The 18,892-nt window shown below is 50.1% G+C and carries 30 protein-coding genes; all 30 read right to left on the reverse strand.

Annotated elements, in window-relative coordinates; all coding sequences use genetic code 11:
* Positions 1-11: 11 nt before the first annotated feature.
* The 30 genes from EKK48_06840 to EKK48_06985 all read right to left on the reverse strand — a co-directional run bounded on the left by EKK48_06840 (position 12) and on the right by EKK48_06985 (position 18,616).
* Positions 12-959 carry a DNA-directed RNA polymerase subunit alpha gene (locus EKK48_06840; GenBank protein ID RTL44961.1) on the reverse strand — a complete coding sequence of 316 codons (948 nt, stop codon included), beginning with the start codon at positions 957-959 and terminating at the stop codon, positions 12-14.
* Between the two features lie 53 nt (positions 960-1,012).
* Positions 1,013-1,405 (reverse strand): 30S ribosomal protein S11, encoded by a 393-nt coding sequence (locus EKK48_06845; protein RTL44962.1) that lies wholly within the window; start codon positions 1,403-1,405, stop codon positions 1,013-1,015.
* Between the two features lie 103 nt (positions 1,406-1,508).
* Positions 1,509-1,892: a 30S ribosomal protein S13 gene (locus EKK48_06850; GenBank protein RTL44963.1), complete on the reverse strand. Its 384-nt coding sequence runs from the start codon at positions 1,890-1,892 to the stop codon at positions 1,509-1,511.
* A gap of 47 nt (positions 1,893-1,939) precedes the next feature.
* On the reverse strand, positions 1,940-2,053 hold the full coding sequence (locus EKK48_06855; protein ID RTL44964.1) for a 50S ribosomal protein L36: 114 nt from the start codon (positions 2,051-2,053) through the stop codon (positions 1,940-1,942).
* A gap of 124 nt (positions 2,054-2,177) precedes the next feature.
* Entirely contained in the window at positions 2,178-2,399 is a 222-nt protein-coding gene (locus tag EKK48_06860; GenBank protein RTL44965.1) for a translation initiation factor IF-1, read from the reverse strand.
* Positions 2,399-3,181, reverse strand: a complete 783-nt coding sequence (gene map, locus EKK48_06865) for a type I methionyl aminopeptidase (protein ID RTL44966.1) — start codon at positions 3,179-3,181, stop codon at positions 2,399-2,401. Before map ends, EKK48_06860 begins: the two co-directional genes overlap by 1 nt.
* A gap of 11 nt (positions 3,182-3,192) precedes the next feature.
* Positions 3,193-3,861, reverse strand: a complete 669-nt coding sequence (locus EKK48_06870) for an adenylate kinase (GenBank protein RTL44967.1) — start codon at positions 3,859-3,861, stop codon at positions 3,193-3,195.
* Positions 3,862-5,316, reverse strand: coding sequence for a preprotein translocase subunit SecY (gene secY / locus EKK48_06875; protein RTL44968.1), 1,455 nt, complete (start codon positions 5,314-5,316; stop codon positions 3,862-3,864). It lies immediately after the preceding gene.
* A gap of 80 nt (positions 5,317-5,396) precedes the next feature.
* On the reverse strand, positions 5,397-6,098 hold the full coding sequence (locus EKK48_06880; GenBank protein RTL44969.1) for a 50S ribosomal protein L15: 702 nt from the start codon (positions 6,096-6,098) through the stop codon (positions 5,397-5,399).
* A gap of 85 nt (positions 6,099-6,183) precedes the next feature.
* Positions 6,184-6,465: a 50S ribosomal protein L30 gene (locus EKK48_06885; protein ID RTL44970.1), complete on the reverse strand. Its 282-nt coding sequence runs from the start codon at positions 6,463-6,465 to the stop codon at positions 6,184-6,186.
* Positions 6,466-6,513: 48 nt separating this feature from the next.
* Positions 6,514-7,131 (reverse strand): 30S ribosomal protein S5, encoded by a 618-nt coding sequence (locus EKK48_06890; GenBank protein RTL44971.1) that lies wholly within the window; start codon positions 7,129-7,131, stop codon positions 6,514-6,516.
* A gap of 37 nt (positions 7,132-7,168) precedes the next feature.
* Positions 7,169-7,531, reverse strand: coding sequence for a 50S ribosomal protein L18 (locus EKK48_06895; GenBank protein ID RTL44972.1), 363 nt, complete (start codon positions 7,529-7,531; stop codon positions 7,169-7,171).
* Between the two features lie 44 nt (positions 7,532-7,575).
* The gene (locus EKK48_06900; GenBank protein ID RTL44973.1) at positions 7,576-8,121 is read right to left on the reverse strand and encodes a 50S ribosomal protein L6; all 546 of its coding nucleotides are present in this window, start codon (positions 8,119-8,121) and stop codon (positions 7,576-7,578) included.
* A 99-nt stretch (positions 8,122-8,220) separates the two neighbouring features.
* The gene (locus tag EKK48_06905) at positions 8,221-8,622 is read right to left on the reverse strand and encodes a 30S ribosomal protein S8 (GenBank protein ID RTL44974.1); all 402 of its coding nucleotides are present in this window, start codon (positions 8,620-8,622) and stop codon (positions 8,221-8,223) included.
* A gap of 12 nt (positions 8,623-8,634) precedes the next feature.
* Positions 8,635-8,826 carry a type Z 30S ribosomal protein S14 gene (locus tag EKK48_06910; GenBank protein ID RTL45011.1) on the reverse strand — a complete coding sequence of 64 codons (192 nt, stop codon included), beginning with the start codon at positions 8,824-8,826 and terminating at the stop codon, positions 8,635-8,637.
* A 58-nt stretch (positions 8,827-8,884) separates the two neighbouring features.
* On the reverse strand, positions 8,885-9,424 hold the full coding sequence (locus EKK48_06915; GenBank protein ID RTL44975.1) for a 50S ribosomal protein L5: 540 nt from the start codon (positions 9,422-9,424) through the stop codon (positions 8,885-8,887).
* A 77-nt stretch (positions 9,425-9,501) separates the two neighbouring features.
* Positions 9,502-9,849, reverse strand: a complete 348-nt coding sequence (rplX, locus tag EKK48_06920) for a 50S ribosomal protein L24 (GenBank protein RTL45012.1) — start codon at positions 9,847-9,849, stop codon at positions 9,502-9,504.
* A gap of 65 nt (positions 9,850-9,914) precedes the next feature.
* Positions 9,915-10,283, reverse strand: a complete 369-nt coding sequence (locus EKK48_06925) for a 50S ribosomal protein L14 (GenBank protein RTL44976.1) — start codon at positions 10,281-10,283, stop codon at positions 9,915-9,917.
* Positions 10,280-10,552, reverse strand: a complete 273-nt coding sequence (locus EKK48_06930) for a 30S ribosomal protein S17 (protein RTL44977.1) — start codon at positions 10,550-10,552, stop codon at positions 10,280-10,282. Before EKK48_06930 ends, EKK48_06925 begins: the two co-directional genes overlap by 4 nt.
* A gap of 62 nt (positions 10,553-10,614) precedes the next feature.
* Positions 10,615-10,878 (reverse strand): 50S ribosomal protein L29, encoded by a 264-nt coding sequence (gene rpmC, locus EKK48_06935; protein RTL44978.1) that lies wholly within the window; start codon positions 10,876-10,878, stop codon positions 10,615-10,617.
* A 2-nt stretch (positions 10,879-10,880) separates the two neighbouring features.
* Complete coding sequence (locus EKK48_06940; GenBank protein ID RTL44979.1) at positions 10,881-11,297, reverse strand: 50S ribosomal protein L16; 417 nt, start codon at positions 11,295-11,297, stop codon at positions 10,881-10,883.
* A 6-nt stretch (positions 11,298-11,303) separates the two neighbouring features.
* Complete coding sequence (locus EKK48_06945) at positions 11,304-12,077, reverse strand: 30S ribosomal protein S3 (GenBank protein ID RTL44980.1); 774 nt, start codon at positions 12,075-12,077, stop codon at positions 11,304-11,306.
* Positions 12,078-12,097: 20 nt separating this feature from the next.
* Entirely contained in the window at positions 12,098-12,445 is a 348-nt protein-coding gene (locus tag EKK48_06950; GenBank protein RTL44981.1) for a 50S ribosomal protein L22, read from the reverse strand.
* A 2-nt stretch (positions 12,446-12,447) separates the two neighbouring features.
* Positions 12,448-12,729, reverse strand: a complete 282-nt coding sequence (locus EKK48_06955) for a 30S ribosomal protein S19 (GenBank protein ID RTL44982.1) — start codon at positions 12,727-12,729, stop codon at positions 12,448-12,450.
* A 26-nt stretch (positions 12,730-12,755) separates the two neighbouring features.
* Positions 12,756-13,586, reverse strand: a complete 831-nt coding sequence (locus EKK48_06960) for a 50S ribosomal protein L2 (protein RTL44983.1) — start codon at positions 13,584-13,586, stop codon at positions 12,756-12,758.
* Between the two features lie 36 nt (positions 13,587-13,622).
* On the reverse strand, positions 13,623-13,925 hold the full coding sequence (locus tag EKK48_06965) for a 50S ribosomal protein L23 (GenBank protein RTL44984.1): 303 nt from the start codon (positions 13,923-13,925) through the stop codon (positions 13,623-13,625).
* Positions 13,926-13,964: 39 nt separating this feature from the next.
* Complete coding sequence (locus tag EKK48_06970; GenBank protein ID RTL44985.1) at positions 13,965-14,750, reverse strand: 50S ribosomal protein L4; 786 nt, start codon at positions 14,748-14,750, stop codon at positions 13,965-13,967.
* A 32-nt stretch (positions 14,751-14,782) separates the two neighbouring features.
* Complete coding sequence (locus EKK48_06975; GenBank protein ID RTL44986.1) at positions 14,783-15,421, reverse strand: 50S ribosomal protein L3; 639 nt, start codon at positions 15,419-15,421, stop codon at positions 14,783-14,785.
* Positions 15,422-15,446: 25 nt separating this feature from the next.
* A complete protein-coding gene (locus tag EKK48_06980; GenBank protein ID RTL45013.1) occupies positions 15,447-15,797 on the reverse strand; it encodes a 30S ribosomal protein S10 in 351 nt (116 codons plus the stop codon).
* Positions 15,798-16,306: 509 nt separating this feature from the next.
* Positions 16,307-18,616: a hypothetical protein gene (locus EKK48_06985; GenBank protein ID RTL44987.1), complete on the reverse strand. Its 2,310-nt coding sequence runs from the start codon at positions 18,614-18,616 to the stop codon at positions 16,307-16,309.
* Positions 18,617-18,892 lie beyond the last annotated feature (276 nt).

The following is an 18,892-nucleotide window of genomic DNA, read 5'->3' on the forward strand; positions in this document are numbered from 1 at the left end:
TTCCTTATTCGTTACTTGTCTTTCGGTGTGTCTGCAAGAGTCAGTCCGAATTGACGCAGACGCTCGATTACTTCATCAGCAGACTTCTTACCGAAGTTCTTGATGTTCATCAAATCGTCGTAGGTCAACTTGAGCAACTCACCAAGCGAGTTGATATTGGCACGCTTGAGGCAGTTGTAGGCGCGAACTGAGAGTTCGAGCTCTTCAATGGAGATTGATGAGTGCTTGCCATCTGTCTGCGCAGGAGCAGCAGCGGCGGGCACCATCGGCTTGCCGGAAAGTTCAGCGATTGGCAACAGGTGCTCGATGATTTGACGAGCAGCCTGGCTGATGGCTTCGGTAGCGTCGATCGATCCGTTTGACCAGATTTCGATCGTCAACTTGTCGAAGTCAGTTGATTCGCCAACGCGAGTCGGCTCAACGTTGTAGCTGACTTTGCGAACCGGCATAAATACTGCGTCGATTGGCAATACGTCGATTGCTTGTTTGTAGTGGCTGTGTGAGTCGGCTGGCACATAACCACGACCGCGCTCGACAGTCACTTCAGCTCTAATGCGTCCACCTTCAGCCAGAGTGCAAATCGGCCAATCTGGATTGATGATGGTGGCATCAGTCGGGCACATCAAGTCACGACCGGTGACAACGCCTGGACGTTCAACATCCAGGTGAATGTATTGCGGATCGTTGCTGAATGTCTTCACAACCAGACCCTTTAGATTGAGCATGATGTCGATGACATCTTCAACAACACCAGGGATAGTGGTGAATTCGTGTGTAATACCGTCAATTCGTACTGCGGAAACTGCAGAACCATCTAATGATGAAAGCAGCACTCTTCTCAAGGCATTACCAAGAGTGGTGCCATATCCGCGCTCTAGCGGCTCAATGACGAATTTGCCGTAAATTGAGCCGTCAGTACCAGTTTTATTCTCAAGACACTTGATCTTTAGAGGTTCCATATTCACTCCATCTGTCGATCGGATAAAAGTATTTGCCAGGGTCACAATCAGTTCTACACGCGGCGGCGCTTAGGAGGACGGCAGCCATTGTGAGGAATCGGGGTGACGTCTTTGATCAACGTGATTTCCAATCCTGATGATTGCAAAGCGCGGATCGCAGTTTCGCGTCCAGCTCCGGGTCCTTTCACAAGGACTTCGACCTGGCGCATGCCCTGGTCCATCGAGCGACGAGCAACTGACTCAGCTGCTTGTTGCGCGGCGAACGGTGTTCCCTTCTTGGCGCCCTTAAAGCCGACCGTACCAGCTGAAGCCCAGGCAATTACCTGACCTTGAGGATCGGTTGAAGCAATAATCGTATTGTTGAAAGTGCTCTGAATGTGCACAACGCCTTGCAATACATAGCGTCTTTCTTTCTTTTTGGTTCTAGCCTTGGGAGACTTAGCCATAGCTTTCCGTTGGTCCTTTTTTGCTATTGCGCTTATGCAGCGCTCCTATCCACGTTGACGCAATCAGCGTCTTTATCGAACGGCGCCGAGAGCGCCATCAAAATTATTTTGCTGCAATCTTCTTGCCGGCAACCGTTAAACGCTTGCGACCACGACGAGTGCGGGCATTGGTTTTGGTGCGTTGACCGCGAGTGGGGAGACCACGACGGTGACGCTGACCACGGAAGCAGTTGATTTCGATCAAGCGCTTGACGTTGAGACCTTCAACGCGGCGCAGATCGCCCTCGATTTGCAAACCAGTTTTTTCGACTTCTTCTCTGAGTTTGGTGACCTCATCTTCAGTGAGGTCTTGAATGCGACGCTCGTCAGGCACTCCCAACTTTTCGCAAATCTTGGATGCAGTCGTTCGACCAATACCGTAGATGTAAGTAAGCGCGATTTCGACGCGCTTGTTTCTAGGCAGATCCACTCCAGCTATACGAGCCATTTATCCTCCAAACTCCTTCAGCAATACCTTGCTAAATTACCTTGCGACTACCCTTGACGTTGCTTGTGCTTAGGGTTTTCGCAAATGATGGCAACACGCCCTTTACGGCGAATCACCTTGCACTTATCACAAATTTTCTTGACCGACGCTCTGACCTTCATAATCAACTCGCTAACGCGAATTATCGCGCTGTAATGTTGGTAACCCAAATCTTGTTTACTGCCGCTTTGTGTCTTCGTTTGAAGACTCAAATGGCAGTGACAGACAAACAACCTAGATTGTACATCAATCTTTGATTCTGTAAGTTATTCGTCCGCGTGTTAAATCGTAAGGCGTAAGCTCAACTCGCACGCGATCTCCAGGCAGAATCTTAATAAAGTTTTTTCGGATCTTGCCGGAAATGTGCGCGAGGACCTTGTGGCCGTTATCGAGTTCGACGCGAAACATCGCATTGGGCAGCGATTCGCGGATCACACCTTCAAACTCGATCACACCCTGTTTAGTCATTAGATTACCTCGCTAGGGCGCTTGGTTAGAATCTCCGGCTCCCCTTCTGTGATCAACAATGAATGTTCAAAATGTGCAGAAGGCTTGTAATCTTGCGTTACAACTGTCCAACCATCGGGTTTTGTCTTGACCCGATCACCGCCCTGATTGAACATTGGTTCAATCGCTATAACCATACCAGGTTTCAGTTTAACCCTGCTACCCGTGCGATAGTTGAAAATAAATGGATCTTCGTGATAATCAGGCCCAATGCCGTGTCCGCCATAATCGCGTACTAAGCCATATGAATTAGCCTTGGCAATGTCTTCAATCGCGCCGCCGACTTCATCAAGCGTAGCGCTGGCTCGAGCGGCTTTTATACCGTCATAGAGAGATTTCTGAGTATCGTCAAGAAGCTTCTGCAATCTCGCTGAAACCAACCCTACAGGAACCGTGATCGCAGTGTCGCCGATGAAATCGAACTTGCTGCCATTGTTTTGACGTCTGATGGTGGCCCCGATATCAAGACTAATGACATCCCCCTCTTTCAGAACCTTCTTCTTATTAGGAATGCCGTGTACAACTTCTTCGTTCACCGAAGCACAGATAGTGCACGGGAATCCACGATAACCCTTGAAGGTGGGTATGCCCCCGCCATCACGAATCACCTTTTCAGCAGCAACGTCGAGCTCCCAGGTGGAGATGCCCGGAGCCACCATCTTGACTATATGTTCGAGAGCTTCACCAGCCAGCTTTCCAGCTTGACGGATCAGTTCAATATCGGCTTCTTGCGTGAGAATCATTGCTTTCGTTTTTACTTCTTGATCAGGCAGTTAGTGTTCAAAGTCTTCAAAATCGATTCGAAGATTTCATCAGGCTCGCCTTCACCTCTTACTGTCTGAAGGTTTCCTTTGCCGCCATAGTACTCGATGAGAGGTTCTGTCTGCTCTCTATACGTCTTCAAACGAGCAGCGACGAGTTCTTCCTTGTCGTCTGATCTTTGTGTCAACTCGGAACCACAATCGTCGCAAATTCCTTCCTTCTTAGGAGGAGCGAATTTTGTGTGGAAAACTTGAGCGCAAGCTTTGTTGCCGCAAGTGCGACGACCGGTAATACGATCCGAAAGAAGACTGTCGTCGACGTCCAGATTGATGACACAGCTCAACTGCGCATTCAACTCATCCAACAAAACATCAAGTGCCTTGGCCTGCGGCAGGTTGCGCGGAAAACCATCGAGGATGAAACCGTTTGCGCATGACGGACTGCTCAATTTTTCTCTGAACATGTCGATGAGAATGGCGTCAGTAACAAGCTGACCTTTGTCCATGAAACCCTTTGCAGCCACACCGGCTGGAGTGCCTTGCTTGACGGCTTCACGCAACAGATCGCCTGAAGAAAGATGAGGCAAATTCAGTTTGGCCGCGAGCCGCTTGCATTGAGTGCCTTTGCCGGCTCCCGGAGCACCGAGAAAAAGTATACGCATTTAGATTTCCCTCTTTTCACCAGTACGGAACAATCCGCGCGCCTGGTAACGAGCGGATAAAGCATGCGTCAAGATCTGGCGCTGCGTGTCGATGGCCACACCGACAAGAATGATCAATGAAGTACTGCCAAGTCCCTGCAAAGTCTGGACCTGGAAAGCTTGTTCAGCATGAATAGGCAAAATTGCAATGATGGCAACGGCAGTGGCACCGATGACAATCAAGCGATTGAGCGTTTTCTCTAAGAACTCGGAAGTAGGACGACCTGGTCTGATGCCTTGAATAGCCTTGCCGCTGCGCCTTAGATTCTCTGCCATGTCTCGCACCGGCAAAACGATGGAAGCATAGAAGAAAGCGAAGAAGAGAATCAAAATGAAGTAAAGCACCGAATGCTCCCAGTGGTAATAGGAAAACATGTTGGTGAATTCAGTTGTAATGAAGCTCCAGGCGTTTTGCACCCAGGGCTGCTGGGCGAACGTGTCGAACTGCGCTCCCAGCCCGGGAACGCCATGAATCAGTTCGTTGATCATCTGATTGGGATCTTTCTTCTGGGCAACGAAAGACATGATCGTGCTTGGAAACATCAAAAGCGATGAGGCAAAGATGATCGCCATGACGCCCGATGGGTTTACAGGCAAATACATGTAGTCGTCAGGTGCCGAGAAGACCTGCCGTCCCAGATTTCGTCGCGCCCCAAGAACAGTGACCTTACGCACTCCTTGCTGCAAGCAGACAATCAATGCCACCAGACAGAGAAAGACAAAAATCAGACCAGCAACGCCCCAGACAGGAGACTGCGCGGTCTGAACAGCTTCGTATGTATTCTTGACCATGACAGGCAAGCGGGAAGCAATACCGAGGAAGATAAGCAGCGATGCACCATTGCCGACACCACGCTCAGTGATGATTTCTCCCATCCACATGATGAAGACGGCACAGGCCGTGAGAATAATCGTTGTATTGATAATGAACGGCAAACCCGGATGAATGACAACAGCCGGGTTCTGAATTTTAGTAAGTAGGTTTGCCAACATCGCCGACTGGAATGCAGCCAGACCAACCGTGGCAAAACGTGTGTACTGTTGAAGCTGCTTGCGCCCTTGCTCTCCTGAGTTTTTCTGCAACTCTTCCAGCTTAGGCACGACAACCGACATCAACTGCATGATGATGGAAGACGTGATGTAAGGACCAATTCCCATCGAGAAGATGGAAAGTTTATTCAAGGCACCGCCTGTGAAGAGGTCGATCATGCCAAGCAGATTTTGAGCCAGTTCAGGATGCTTCGTAAAAGCAGTCGGGTCGACGCCGGGAATCGGAATGTGCACGCCGATTCTATAAAGAGCGATCATCGCCAGCGTGAAGAAGATGCGCTCTTTCAACCCGGCAGCGCCGAGCAATTTTATTAGCGCCTCAGGCCCGCCGATTTTGCCGCCACGCCTGGCTACACTTTCCGTCATAAGCTACGCTCCCGACTATTCGTCGTAATTAGAATGTCCAATTCTGATGTTATCTGAAAGCGTAGCAAGAAGCTTTATTTTTACTTCTTCTTAGTCTTATCGCCAGGCTTGCCACCTTTAGCAGCAGGCTTACCGCCGCCCTGTGGTTTGCCACCGCCAGCTGATTTAGCAGCGCCGCCGCCACCACCTTGAGCCTTTTCTTTCTTCTTTGGCTTTTCGGTTTCTTCGTCTTCATCAGTCTTAACGGGCTTTGGCGCAAGACGCTTGGCTTCTGCATCTGACCATTTCTGTTCAGCTTGACGCAGTCTCTTAGCGCGCTTGCCTTCCACTTTGTTGACTTCAAATACAGTGGCGCTACCGCCGGCTGCTTCGATCTTCGCTTTAGCACCAGCTGAAATGTGATGGGCAGATACTTTCAAAGCGACTTTCAAATCGCCGTTGCCCAGAATTCGCAGGCTGTCGTTGTGCTTGTTCAATAAACCTTGTTCGACGAGAAAATCTGGTGTCACTTCAGAGTTGGCAGGCAGTGCGTTCAAGGCACCGACGTTCAGTTCTACCCAGTCACGTGTGACAACCTGGTCGAAGTTGTGAATCTTAGGCAGGCGACGGAACAAAGGAGTCTGTCCACCTTCAAATCCAAAACGCTTGGATTCGCCTGAACGCTGGCCCTGTCCGTTGTGACCACGTGTACTGGTTTTACCGTGGCCCGATGCGCGACCGCGACCAACACGACGCAATTTGCGACGTGCACCACGATTCGGCTTAAGATCTGTCAACTCCATTTCAATTCTCCTTTTGCGCCTGGCGCCTCTATAAACACTTGCAGTCACCCGCAATCACGATCCGTAGGATGGGATCGGAGTATGTTTATTTCGACTCGGCTTTAGCTTTTGTTTTCTTTGCGGCTGGCTTCTCTGCTTTTTTAGCAGCGATCACAGCGCGATGACCTGTCAACGGTTTGGCAGGTACTTTGCCATCTTCTTTCTCAACAGTGACGAGATGGCTTACTTTTGTGATCATGCCTCTAATCGTTGGAGTATCGGCATGCACAACCGAGCTTCCGAATTTACCCAATCCGAGAGCGCGAATAACTTTGATCTGAGTGTCTTTCTTAGCGACCAATCCGCTAGTTAACGTAATTTTCAACATCTTCCTTACCTAATCTTACTTCCCCAGGGAGGTCACAGAAACCGAGAACTAAGCGAGCATCTGCTTGACGGTGATACCACGCAATTTGGCGGCTTCGTCGAAAGTGCGCAAACGCTCGAGACCATCTACTGTGGCACGGGCTACGTTGAGCGGAGCACGAGATCCCAGTGACTTCGAGAGAACATCGCCTACACCGGCCAGTTCCAAGATAGCGCGGGCTGCACCACCGGCGATGACACCAGTACCTTTGGCGGCAGGCTTGAGCATGATTCTGCTTGAGCCCTGTGAACCATAGATCTGATGCGGAATCGTGGTTCCGACCAGGGGCACTTTCACCATGCTCTTACGAGCATCGACTACACCTTTTTGAATGGCGCTGATAACTTCAGCTGCCTTGCCGACACCAATGCCGACCTGACCTTTACCGTTGCCGACAGCGACAACTGCTCTGAAGCTCAGTTTCTTACCGCCTTTGACTACTTTGGTGACGCGGCGCACTTGAATGATTTTTTCTTCCCATTCAGATTGCTCACGCTGACGATTTGGATCCTCAACTGCACGTCGGTTAGTCTCCCGACTGTTGGTGCGGCGGGCACGACGTCCACCATCAACAGCTGCGATTTCGTCGACAGCGACTGCGCTTGGTGCTTTTTCCTCTTTGTCCATTTAAGGCGTATCCTCTTTAGCTTCTGTTTTTAGCCGATTAAAAATCTAGTCCTGATTCGCGTGCGCCTTCGGCGACAGCAGCGATGCGTCCGTGATAAATGTAGCCGCCACGGTCGAAGACTACGGCAGTGATGCCTTTGTCTTTAGCCCGTTTGGCGACGAGCTCGCCAACTGACTTGGCCGAGTCACAATCCCATGTCTTCTTGCCTTTCAATTCAGGATCGAGAGTGCTGGCGCAGACAATGGTTGTAGCTGAACTATCGTCAACGATTTGAGCATAAATATGCTTGTTGGAGCGATAGACGCAGAGTCGGGGGCGCTGAGTCGTGCCCGCGAGACCACGGCGAATCCGCATGTGGCGCTTTTCGCGATTGAGCTTTCTGTCTGGTTTCGTGATCATTGCTTCGTCCTCGAGTTACCCGGAAGGGCAACGGCTATCCTAAATTACTTCTTCTTACCTGCAGCTTTACCAGCTTTACGACGAATAAATTCGCCTTGATATTTGACACCCTTGCCTTTATAGACTTCAGGCGCACGCTTCGATCTGATGAAGGCAGAGAGGTCACCAACGGCTTGTTTGTCGATACCGGATACGGTGAGGATGTTACCTTTACCAACTGCGATTTCTAAACCTTGTGGCGGTTCGATTTCAACAGAGTGTGAGTAACCAAGCTGCATAACGAGCTTGCGTCCTTCCATAACGGCACGATAACCGACCCCGATGATTTCCAGATTTTGAGTGAAACCTTCGGTGACGCCCTTGACCATGTTGGCCACTAGAGTGCGAGTCAGACCATGCAGGCTGCGCACTTCACGCGTGTCTGCAGTGCGTTCCACAATCAGCTTGCCGTCTTCTTGCTTGAGTACGACTTCCGGACGAACCGTTCTGTGCAATTGACCTTTCGGTCCTTTGACAGATATGTCGCTACCCTTCAGGTCAACGGTGACTCCAGCTGGTACTGGGATTGGTGCTTTGCCTATACGAGACATTTTAGATAATTCCTCTGCGCTCTTCGTTCGTTTCGATCAAATGGTCGTGTACTTAGAATCGATTCTCCGGCGTTGCCAGTGCAGCAAGCTGCCTGGGTTCTACCAGATGTGACCCACTACTTCGCCGCCGATGTTGCTCTTGCGAGCCTGGCGGTCGGTCATGAGACCACGGCTTGTGCTGATGATAGCGACACCTAATCCGCCATAGACTCTGGGAACCTTTTTGGCTGGACGGTAAATCTTCAAACCAGGCTTGCTGATTCGGCGCAAACCTTGAATGACTTGCTCGCCTTTGCTGCCGTACTTGAGTACGATGCGCATCTTCTGGTTAGGCGAACCAAGAGCTTTTGTTTCGAACGAGGAGATGAACCCTTCGTTGCGCAGAAGTTCCGCCAGAGCGACCTTCTGTTTTGAAGCCGGCATTTCAACGGCTGGTGCCTGCGTCCGCGCTGCGTTGCGGATGCGTGTGAACATGTCAGAAATAGGATCTGTAACGGGCATTTATTGTCTCTCCTACCAACTTGACTTTGTGACGCCGGGAATCAAACCTTCATGAGCCATCTTGCGCAGACAGCATCGGCACAGGCCGAAATCGCGATTGTAGCCGCGAGGGCGCCCGCAAATACGACAACGATTGTGTAAACGCACTGTCGGAAATTTGCCTTTCGCGGCAAGCACCCGGCGCTTATGCTCTTTGTCAATCATCGATGTTTTGGCCACAATCTCTCTCCAAATATGTATCGCGTTTCTGTGTACTTAATTTCTACTTCTTGAACGGCATACCGAGCGCCGCCAACAGTGCATGACCTTCCTGGTCGGTGCGAGCAGTGGTGACAATGGCGATGTCCATTCCGCGCACGGCGTCAACTTGTTCGTAGTTGATTTCAGGGAAAATCAACTGCTCTTTGACACCGAGTGAATAATTTCCGCGTCCATCGAACGCTTTTGAAGACAATCCACGGAAGTCTCTGATACGAGGCAACGCAATGTGGATAAGCTTAGCGAGGAAGTCGTACATGCGACGACCGCGAAGGGTGACGCTTACGCCTACCGGCATTCCCTTACGCAACTTGAAGGTAGCGATTGATTTACGCGCCTTGTTGACGATCGGTTTTTGACCGGTGACAGTGACGAGATCTTTGACGCCGCTTTCAATCGCTTTGCCGTTTGTTGCTGCTTCGCCAAGACCCATGTTGATCACAACCTTCTCCAGGCGTGGCACTTGCAGGTCATTGGTGTAGCCGAACTGCTTCTTCAGCTGCGGCACAACAGTGTCTTGGTAGTGTTCCTTAATCTTGATCATTGTCTTCTTACTCTTTTATGAGGGACGGTTGGAGCGCATCGTTTCTGGTGCCTTTACCCGTCTACTTTCTGATTACCTTAGTCGAGTCCCAATTTCTTTCTGAATTCAGCTCTGAACGGTTTTTTCTTCTCAGTGCTGTAAAGCATTACCTTGCAAGCAAAAATCGGAGCTTCCTTCTTGATCAAACCGCTCTTACCCATTGGGCTGCGTGATTTGGTGGCGCGAGTGACGACATTGACGCCTTCAACGATGATTTTTCCGGTTTTCGGAAATACGTTGAGAACCTTGCCGGTGCGGCCTTTGCCCATCTCTTTCGAGCCGGAGATGACCATGACCAGGTCGCCTTTTTTGACGTGGATTTTGGGCACCAGGTTGGTGACACCATCTTTGACCAACGCTTCAGAAACAAGAGTGGTTCCGCCCATTTTGACTTTCGTCTTGACGGCACGCTTGGTCGTGCGCACTTGATTCTTTTCTGCTTGTGCCATTTTTAGAGGACCTCCGGCGCGAGCGAAATGATTTTCGTGAAGTTCTTGTCGCGCAATTCGCGAGCAATAGGTCCGAAAACACGAGTACCTTTAGGGTTGCCGTCTTTCTGAACGATAACGGCAGCATTGTCGTCAAAGCGGATGGTTGAGCCATCTGGGCGTTTGACGTGATTGCGTACACGCACTACCACGGCACGCACAACTTCTGATTTCTTGACGGGCATATTTGGAAGCGCGTCTTTCACTGCCGCGACGATGACATCACCGACTGAGGCATAGCGACGGTTCGATCCGCCCAGTACGCGAATGCACATAAGCTCGCGGGCGCCAGTGTTGTCGGCGCAAGTTAAACGTGTTTGTACCTGGATCATGCCTTTGACTCCTCTTTAGTCGAGAGTTTGGCAGCTTCGCCAACTCCAACAACCAGCCAACGCTTCTCTCTTGAAAGTGGACGGCATTCTTGAATACGCACGTCATCGCCAATCTGGCACTTGTTCTCAGCATCGTGAGCTTTGAACTTAGCCGTTCTGACGATCTGTTTTTCGTACTTGGAGTGCGGAGATGTGTTGTGTACTGCGACAACAACAGTCTTGTCCATTTTATTGGAGACTACTTTTCCGACTAATTCCTTCCTGGGCATTTCTCGATCCTTCTTCTTATATGAAGCACGTCACTGTTGTTGACTTAGACTTCGGCCGTTGACTAGACTTGCGCCTTTTCCTTTTTACTCTTAGCGGCAGGAGCTTCGGCTTTAGCAGCTTTTTCAGGAGCTCCTTCGGCGCGCACCTTTTCGCTTTGAATGGTCAACAATCGCGCCAGGCTCTTGCGAGCATTACGCAACTTAGCTGGGCTTTCCAGCTTCCTTACGGCGAGAGCAAAACGCATTTCGACGATCTGCTTGCGCGTGTCAGCGATGCGAGCAACGAGCTCGTCGTGACTTAATTCTCTAACTTCTTTGACTTTCATCGTTAGCCTCCGATGTGTCGCTCAACGATGCGACATTTGATAGGCAACTTCTGAGCTGCCAACTCGAGCGCACGGTGCGCATCTTTTTGAGCCACTCCAGCCATTTCGAACATGACTCGACCTGGCTTGACCACAGCTACCCAGAATTCAGGGTTACCTTTTCCGGATCCCATACGGGTTTCGGCTGGTTTCTTCGTGCATGGTTTGTCTGGAAATACTCGTATCCAGAGCTGTCCACCACGGCGTACCGAACGGGTCATGGCTTTACGAGCTGCTTCGATCTGTCTTGATGTGATCCAAGCCGGCTCGAGTACTTGCAAACCATACTCGCCGAATTGCACTTCAACGCCGCGTGTTTCGCAACCGGTCATGCGACCGCGATGCTGCTTACGAAATTTTGTACGTTTGGGCAAAAGCATGACGTCTTAACCTGCCTTCCTGGATCTGCGACCAGCATTTTTGTTGCCGGGGCCGCCGCCGCGATTATCACGACCTTGCTGCTCTCCGCCACCTTGTTGATTACGTTCCGATTGAGTTTTGATGTTGGGCGGTGACCATTGTCCCGGTTCCAACTCGCCTCTGAAGATCCAGACTTTGATGCCGATCAGACCCATCATGGTGTGGGCTTCGGCCAAGCCGTAGTCGACGTCAGCTCTCAATGTTTGTAGTGGAATACGACCTTCTTTGGCCCATTCCGTTCTGGCGATTTCAGCACCACCCAATCGACCGGCGACCATGACTTTGACGCCAACGGCTCCAGCTCTCATGCAGCGCTGCATCGCTTGCTTCATAGCGCGTCTGAATGCGACACGCTTTTCCAGCTGTTGTGCGATCGACTCGGCCACGAGTTGCGACTCGAGATCGACGCGGTTGATTTCAAGAATATTGATTCTGATATCGACACCGGTGCGGTTGAGCAATGCTTTCAAGCGTTGGCTCAAGGTTTCGATGCCCTGTCCACCTTTGCCGACGACGACGCCTGGGCGAGCGGTGTAGATATCGAGTTGAATTTGATCAGCTTTGCGCGAAATGTCTACTTTGGAGACGCCGGCGTTCGACAGTTCTTTCTTCAAGAAACGACGAATGCGATAGTCTTCTTCCATAAGCGCCGGCACGTCTTTCTTGTTGACGAACCAGTTTGAGCGCCATCCTCTATGAATGCCGAGACGGAAGCCGTTAGGATTTACTTTCTGACCCACTGTGAAATAGCTCCTTTGCTTTAGACGTCTGACACAACGACAGTAATGTGACTTGATTTTTTGAGAATTGGATAAGCACGACCACGAGCTCTAGGCTGGATGCGCTTCAGGGTTGGTCCCTGGTCTGCATATGCTTCAACGACTTTCAGTTCGTTGGCTTCAGCTTCGGTGATTGGTGCCTTTTCAGCGTTGATCAAATTGAACATCGCCGATCTCAAAACTTTTTCTACTTCGCGAGCTGCCGAGAAAGGCATGAAACGAAGAATGGTGACAGCTTCACTGCAAGATTTGCCGCGAATTTCGTTAACGACGCGACGCACCTTACGCGGTGACATTCTGATCCACTTAGCTTGTGCTTTGCTTTGCATGATTACCCTCTCTTCGCCGTCTTATCGCCACCGGCATGACCCTTGAAGTAGCGGGTCGGTGCGAATTCGCCCAATCTGTGACCGATCATTTGTTCCGTAACGTAGACAGGCACATGCTTGCGACCATTGTAGATAGCAATTGTGTGACCGATCATCTCAGGAATGATCATCGATGATCTAGACCAGGACTTGATCACCCGTTTGTCACCTTTACGGTTCATATCCTCAATTCTCTTAGCGAGAGATGAGTGAACGAAAGGTCCTTTTTTTAGCGATCTAGACACGAACTATGTCCTCCTAATCCAGTTAATTACTTGACGCGACGTTTGACGATGAACTTATCCGACGTGTAGTGCTTGCCACGACGAGTCTTGTAACCCATCGCCGGCTTGCCCCATGGTGTCTGCGGCTTACCACCGATTGGTGACTTACCTTCACCACCACCATGTGGATGGTCGATAGCGTTCATGGTGACACCGCGGTTGGCTGGTTTGATACCCATCCAACGGCTTCTGCCTGCCTTACCGATACGAATATTTTTTGCATCAGGATTGCTCAACTGTCCGATGGTGGCGATGCAATCGATGCTAACCATGCGCATTTCGCTTGATGGCAAACGCAATGTGCACATCTTGCCTTCTTTGGCTAGAACTTGAATCTGAATGCCGGCAGCGCGTCCGAGCTGTCCACCTTTTCCAGGTGTCAGTTCGACGTTGTGCACCATCGTACCCAGTGGTATCGAGCGCAATGGCAACGCGTTTCCGTTTTTCACTTCAGCAGTCGGACCAGACATGATCGCATCGCCAACCTTCACACCCAGAGGAGCGAGAATGTAGCGCTTTTCGCCGTCTGCATATTGCAGCAAGCAGATGCGAGCGTTGCGGTTTGGATCGTATTCAACCGATTTGACTACAGCAGGAATGCCGTGTTTGTTGCGCTTGAAATCGATGATGCGGTAGGCGCGTTTGTGACCGCCACCTTTGTGGCGTACAGTCAGTTTGCCCTGATTGTTGCGGCCACCTTTGCTCTTCATTGGTTGCAGGAGTGATTTTTCGGGCGTACTTGTCGTAATGTCCGAGAAATCGTGCACCGTCATGTTACGGCGCCCTGCTGATGTTGGATTGACTTTCCGGGGAGGCATTTGTCTGAGGTCCTTTTCCTAAAGTGTTGTCTTAGCTTAGGCGCTAAATATGGTGAGAGGATCGCCCTTGATGGTAACGATCGCTTTCTTGCTGTCTTTCGGCTTTCTTCCATGTCTCTTCGAACGACGGATGCGTCCTCTGATAGGAAGAGTGTTTACGCTTAGAACTTCAGTCTTTTGGTTATAGACTTCGCTCAACAGCAGCTCGAGTGCTTCTGCAATCTCGATTTTATTGGCATCCTTCAATACTTCGAATGTGTATTGCCCTTGCTCTGCCAATAGAGCTGATTTCTCATTGATCAAGGGTCTCAAGATGATTTGTGATTGACGGCTGTTCATCGGTTTTTCCTGGATTTATCCTGGTCGTTTGACTCTCAATTACGATTCGCTTGAATCTTTCTTTGGCTTAGCAGCCGGCTTTTTAGCAGGTGCTTCGTCAGATTTGGCTTTAGGTGCTTTCGCTTCTGCAGCTTTAGCAACTGGAGCCTTTTTTGCTTTCTTTTCAGCAGGAGCTGCTTCTTTGTCAGCCGTCTGCTTGAAACGATTGTGAATCGTTTGGATTGTGCTTTCTGTGGTCAGCACAACTTCTGATTCGAGCAGGTCCTTCACGTTCAGGTTGCTGACGTGAATGACTTTCAGTCCGTCAATGTTGCGTGCAGCGAGCTGTACGCGCTTGTCTTCGTCATTTACATGATCGAGGACGAGAAGAATTTTTTGACCGTACAACTTCAAATCTTTGAGAGCGGTGGCAACTTGTTTGGTTTTGCCTTCAGTGATGGAAGCGAAGTTTTGAACAACGACGAGGTTGTCTTTCTTGGCTGCCAGAGCTGATTTGAGCGCAGCAACACGAGCCTTCTTCGGCATCGACTGCGAGAAATCTCTAGGCTTAGGACCGAAAGTGACACCGCCACCTTCCCACAAAGGCGAACGGATCGAACCAGCTCTGGCGCGACCGGTGCCTTTTTGACGCCATGGCTTTCTGCCGCCACCACGCACTTCGCTGCGTGTTTTGGTGTTGGCTGCGCCCGAACGTGCATTGGCTAGTTGGCGTACGAGTGCTGAGTGCAACAGACCGACGTTCGGCTCAACGCCGAAAACTGCGTCGTCTAGCCCGAGTTCACGGACCTTGTTGCCTTTCAAATCTAATACTTGAGCAGATGTCATTGTTCGTTTCTCTTAGTTGAATCCCGTGCGGGTCAGTTCCATTTAGTCTTTGAAGGCTTGATGGTCAGTAAGCCACCGTCGCTGCCAGGCACTGCGCCTTTGATCAGCAATACTTTCTTTTCAAGATCGACACTCACGACCTTCAAATGGCGAATGCAATGATTCTTGTTGCCCATTTGACCAGGCATGTGCAAGCCGCGGAAAACGCGACCGGGAGTGGTTCCTGCGCCAATAGAACCCATTGAGCGGTGGAACTTGGAGCCGTGGCTCATCGGTCCACGACCAGCGTGATAGCGCTTGATCGTTCCCTGGAAACCTTTACCGATGGTTTTGCCGTGAACGTCAACAAGCATTCCTTCTTTCAAAATCTGATCGATAGGAAGGTTTTCGCCGACGTTGTAGGCGGCATTGTCTTCCAGGCGATACTCCTGCAATGGTTTCACAGGTGACACGCTGTTCTTTTTGAAAGCGCCCAATTCAGGCTTGTTCAGCTTCTTCTCTTCAACGAGAAAACCACCAACTTGAACGGCTACGTAGCCATTCTTCTCTTTTGTAAGTTTCTGAGTGACGATGTTATCGCCGAGTTTGACAACGGTTACAGGAATGGCAAGTCCTTCTTTATCGAAGACTTGAGTCATTCCTACTTTTTTGCCGATCACGCCTAATGTCATGACGAAATTTCCTTGTGTGCAATCTTTAGAGCTTGACTTCGATATCGACACCAGCCGGCAAGTCGAGACGCATGAGCGCATCGGCTGTGGTCGGAGTCGGATCGACGATGTCAATCAATCTTTTGTGGATGCGGATTTCGAAGTGCTCACGCGATTTTTTGTCGACGTGAGGTGAGCGAAGCACGCAATAAACGCGCTTTCTGGTTGGCAGTGGCACTGGTCCACTGACCGTTGCACCAGTACGTTTAGCAGTCTCAACGATCTGATCTGACGATTTATCGAGCAGTCTGTGGTCGTAAGACTTCAAGCGAATTCTGATTCGCTGGACCTTAGGACCAGCGGCATTATCATTCTTGTGTTTTTGGGCGCGAGCCATCGGCGCGTATCTCCATTTCTGTTGAACCATGCGTGCAGCGCATGAAGCACGTCGCTATCACTAGCTCAGACTGCGGCTTTTCAGCACTGGACTGCATCTAATGAACCAGATTAGCTGGTTCTTATAAATGAAGCCGCCACAGACTGACCGTTTCCAGCGGACGAACAACACATTGTACATATATCAAATAGCGCAAACGGCAAAATTTATTTGAGAATAAGATTTTGTTTCTTAATTCTCGTTCAACTAAAGCGAGCGGTTGTAGTCAGCATCTCAAGAACCTCTTCGTTCAAGGACTCTGGAACATCGACCAGCGCCCTCCTGGCACTAAATTATGGAGTATTCAGTTGACATCAATGTGGAAGAGTCCTGGAGTACCTATCTTATGAACTCGGCGCCGCGTTTGTAAATTTCTTGAAGCAGATGCTCTTGCTGACGAGGAAGGGGCACAAGTCAGAATCCATATAAATGACCCTTACCTGGTCCCACATTATTTACGGCAACGACGTTTACGACGTTTCCTTACGCCTCAAGGAAATGAGTGCCATCAAATAGACCGCTATGGCGAAATAGTAGAGCGATTCGTAGCCCAAATAGAGTGCGTTGTACTCAAGCAAGCCGCCTGACAACGCTCCGATTATGTTCATCGCCATGGCGCTTCCGATATCCTCGACTTTGCTTAGCAAGATTGAAAATATGACGCCAGAGAAGACAATAGGACAGGTCAAAATCGCCGTCATGCTCCATTCGTTCAGAGTATTGGCGTGCCCCAAATGGCAGACGTACGCGCTTGCAGCGAGGCTGCCGATCAGCAAGACGGCGGGCAAAATCAAATTATTCAATTTAACTTTCTCGACGATCAAATTCGAGATGAACGCCATCGAAATGACGGCGGCTACGACGATTGAAGTGACCAACCAGGTATTTCCAAATTGAAGTCCAAGCTCCGTGATCGCTTTCGTCTCGACAAGCATGAAGCCCGCTCCGAGCCAGAAAAACGGCATATAGTGTAACGAGAGCGGTGCCTTGTTGATCGTCCTGACTAACAAAACGGAGAGCGACAAAACAAGCAAAATCAGAGGCAGATACGACAGAGGAAAGCGTCTATGCGGCATATAGAAGAACGGCCAGTTGTCGGTCGACTCATCTACTGATGTCGTGTTGGGATCCAGATCGGTTCGCTTCACCATATAGTGACTCAAGTTAACTTCTGGTGGCACTTCAACCTTACCGTCGGCACCTTCAAGGAAGTTAGAAGAAGTGTCGTACAGCGTCATCAGCGTAAGTGGTGGCTGACCGTCATACGCCATCTTCAGCATCTTCGTGATTTTGGCTTGCATATCAGGAAGCACGCCGACGAACGACATTGAGAACAATCCGTGTGGTGCCAAATGCTCGCGCGCTTCTTTGAACGATTCGACAGTGTAAATATATGAATCGACGCGCAACGATGACGACGAGCTAGACAGAGCGTGAGAGTCGATCAACGCATAAACAATGATGTCGTATTTTGAATGAGTCTTGCGCAAGAACGCGCGTCCATCATTTAGAACCAAATTGACGCGCGGATCTTTATATGGTTCTTCCGGATGATATAAACGACCGAATTGAGCAATCGCGGGGTCGATTTCCACGGCATCTACGTGTTCAACACCAGCCCGGAGGGCGGCGGCAACGTCATTACCAGATCCAGCGCCGATGATCAAAACATTCTTTGCGCCAGGATGAATTTTGTACGGCATATTGTAATACGCCGCCGGCAATTTCAATTCCGTAAATGCGTTGATGCTGGCTTCGCTGAGATCCAAAACACGTTGATAATAATAGCCAGCAGCCTTGATGGAAAGCCAACCGTGAACGTCTGCAGGTTCGAGCTCAATGATTTGATAAGGTGAATGCACCACGCTGTATGCGAACCGCGTTGGCAAGCCAAGCAGAACTAATGCCACTATCGATACCACTCCGCCAAGCATCAACGATCGGGCGCCGTATGCACCAAACAGCAAGCAACCTAGTAAGCAGAGACCAAGCCAGACGATAGGCGGCAGCCACAAGTAGCTGAGAACCGTCATTATCACGACGCCGAACAAACTTCCCAATAAATTTGCACCGTATGCAGGTAGTGCTTTGAGTCGGCTCATTAGCTTTCCGCACAATTGTCCAATCGGCAAAAATGCCAGAGACGTAAGGCAGAACAGTAAGGCGAGAATAGAGTAGACGGCCAACCAATAAGCGATACTCCCCTCGTCAACCAACGCCACTCTAAGTGTGTGCTGGTCTCCGACGGTAGGCGGACTGGCAATGGAATTAGTAATTGTAGAAAACTGCAGAAGAGAAACGAAAAATATCTGGTAACCAACGAGAATGATAGTGGAGAACAGAGGAATAGTGCGCGCGGCCGAGAGCGAATAACCAAGTCCGAGACCGGCGAAACAAGCAATCAAACCAAAATTTTTGAAAAATGCGAGGAAATCCACAGACGATGCTTGCCAGCGGATCAAAGAGAGTTCCAGGAGTAAACTCAAGGCAGCGCTCGCGAAAATATAGAAGAGCAACAATTTGACAGGCAACTTTTCCAAAAACGTCGTCTGTCGCAAAGACTCGCGGTCAAACCATTTAAGAGTTTTCTCGCTGGTAATCGGCTTGGCCAGTTTGCTGAACGACGCAATACAAAGTAGCAAACCAATGGCGTACAATCCTGCCTGCCAGGCCGGCACTATCTTGATCAGGTAGGCCGTGGCAGTGGCCGCGCATGTGAAAACCACCGCGCTTGCAATCAAGACATATCGCAGCCAGGTCAAAAAAGTAAAAGTGATCATCTTGTCGAACCAAATTTATAGGACCCACGCCAAAAGCAACCTGGCACTTCTCTTCAAGTCTTGCCCCGTAGTAAGAGGTTCAAAACCGACGGAAAACAAACTGCATTCCCCAGTCATTTGAGCTTCCAGGTCCGTACCTATAAAGCAGTCGAGAGCACTGCCTGTGGTGACATCCGGGCCGCGAATCTATTCGGCATAGGGGGAGCCCTCGCGGGCTCCGCCCTGCCACACCACCGTACAAGCGGGTCCGCATACGGCGGTTCGGTAGTTTAGGCA

This window comes from Candidatus Melainabacteria bacterium (assembly GCA_003963305.1).
Classification (GTDB): Bacteria; Cyanobacteriota; Vampirovibrionia; order Obscuribacterales; family Obscuribacteraceae; genus PALSA-1081.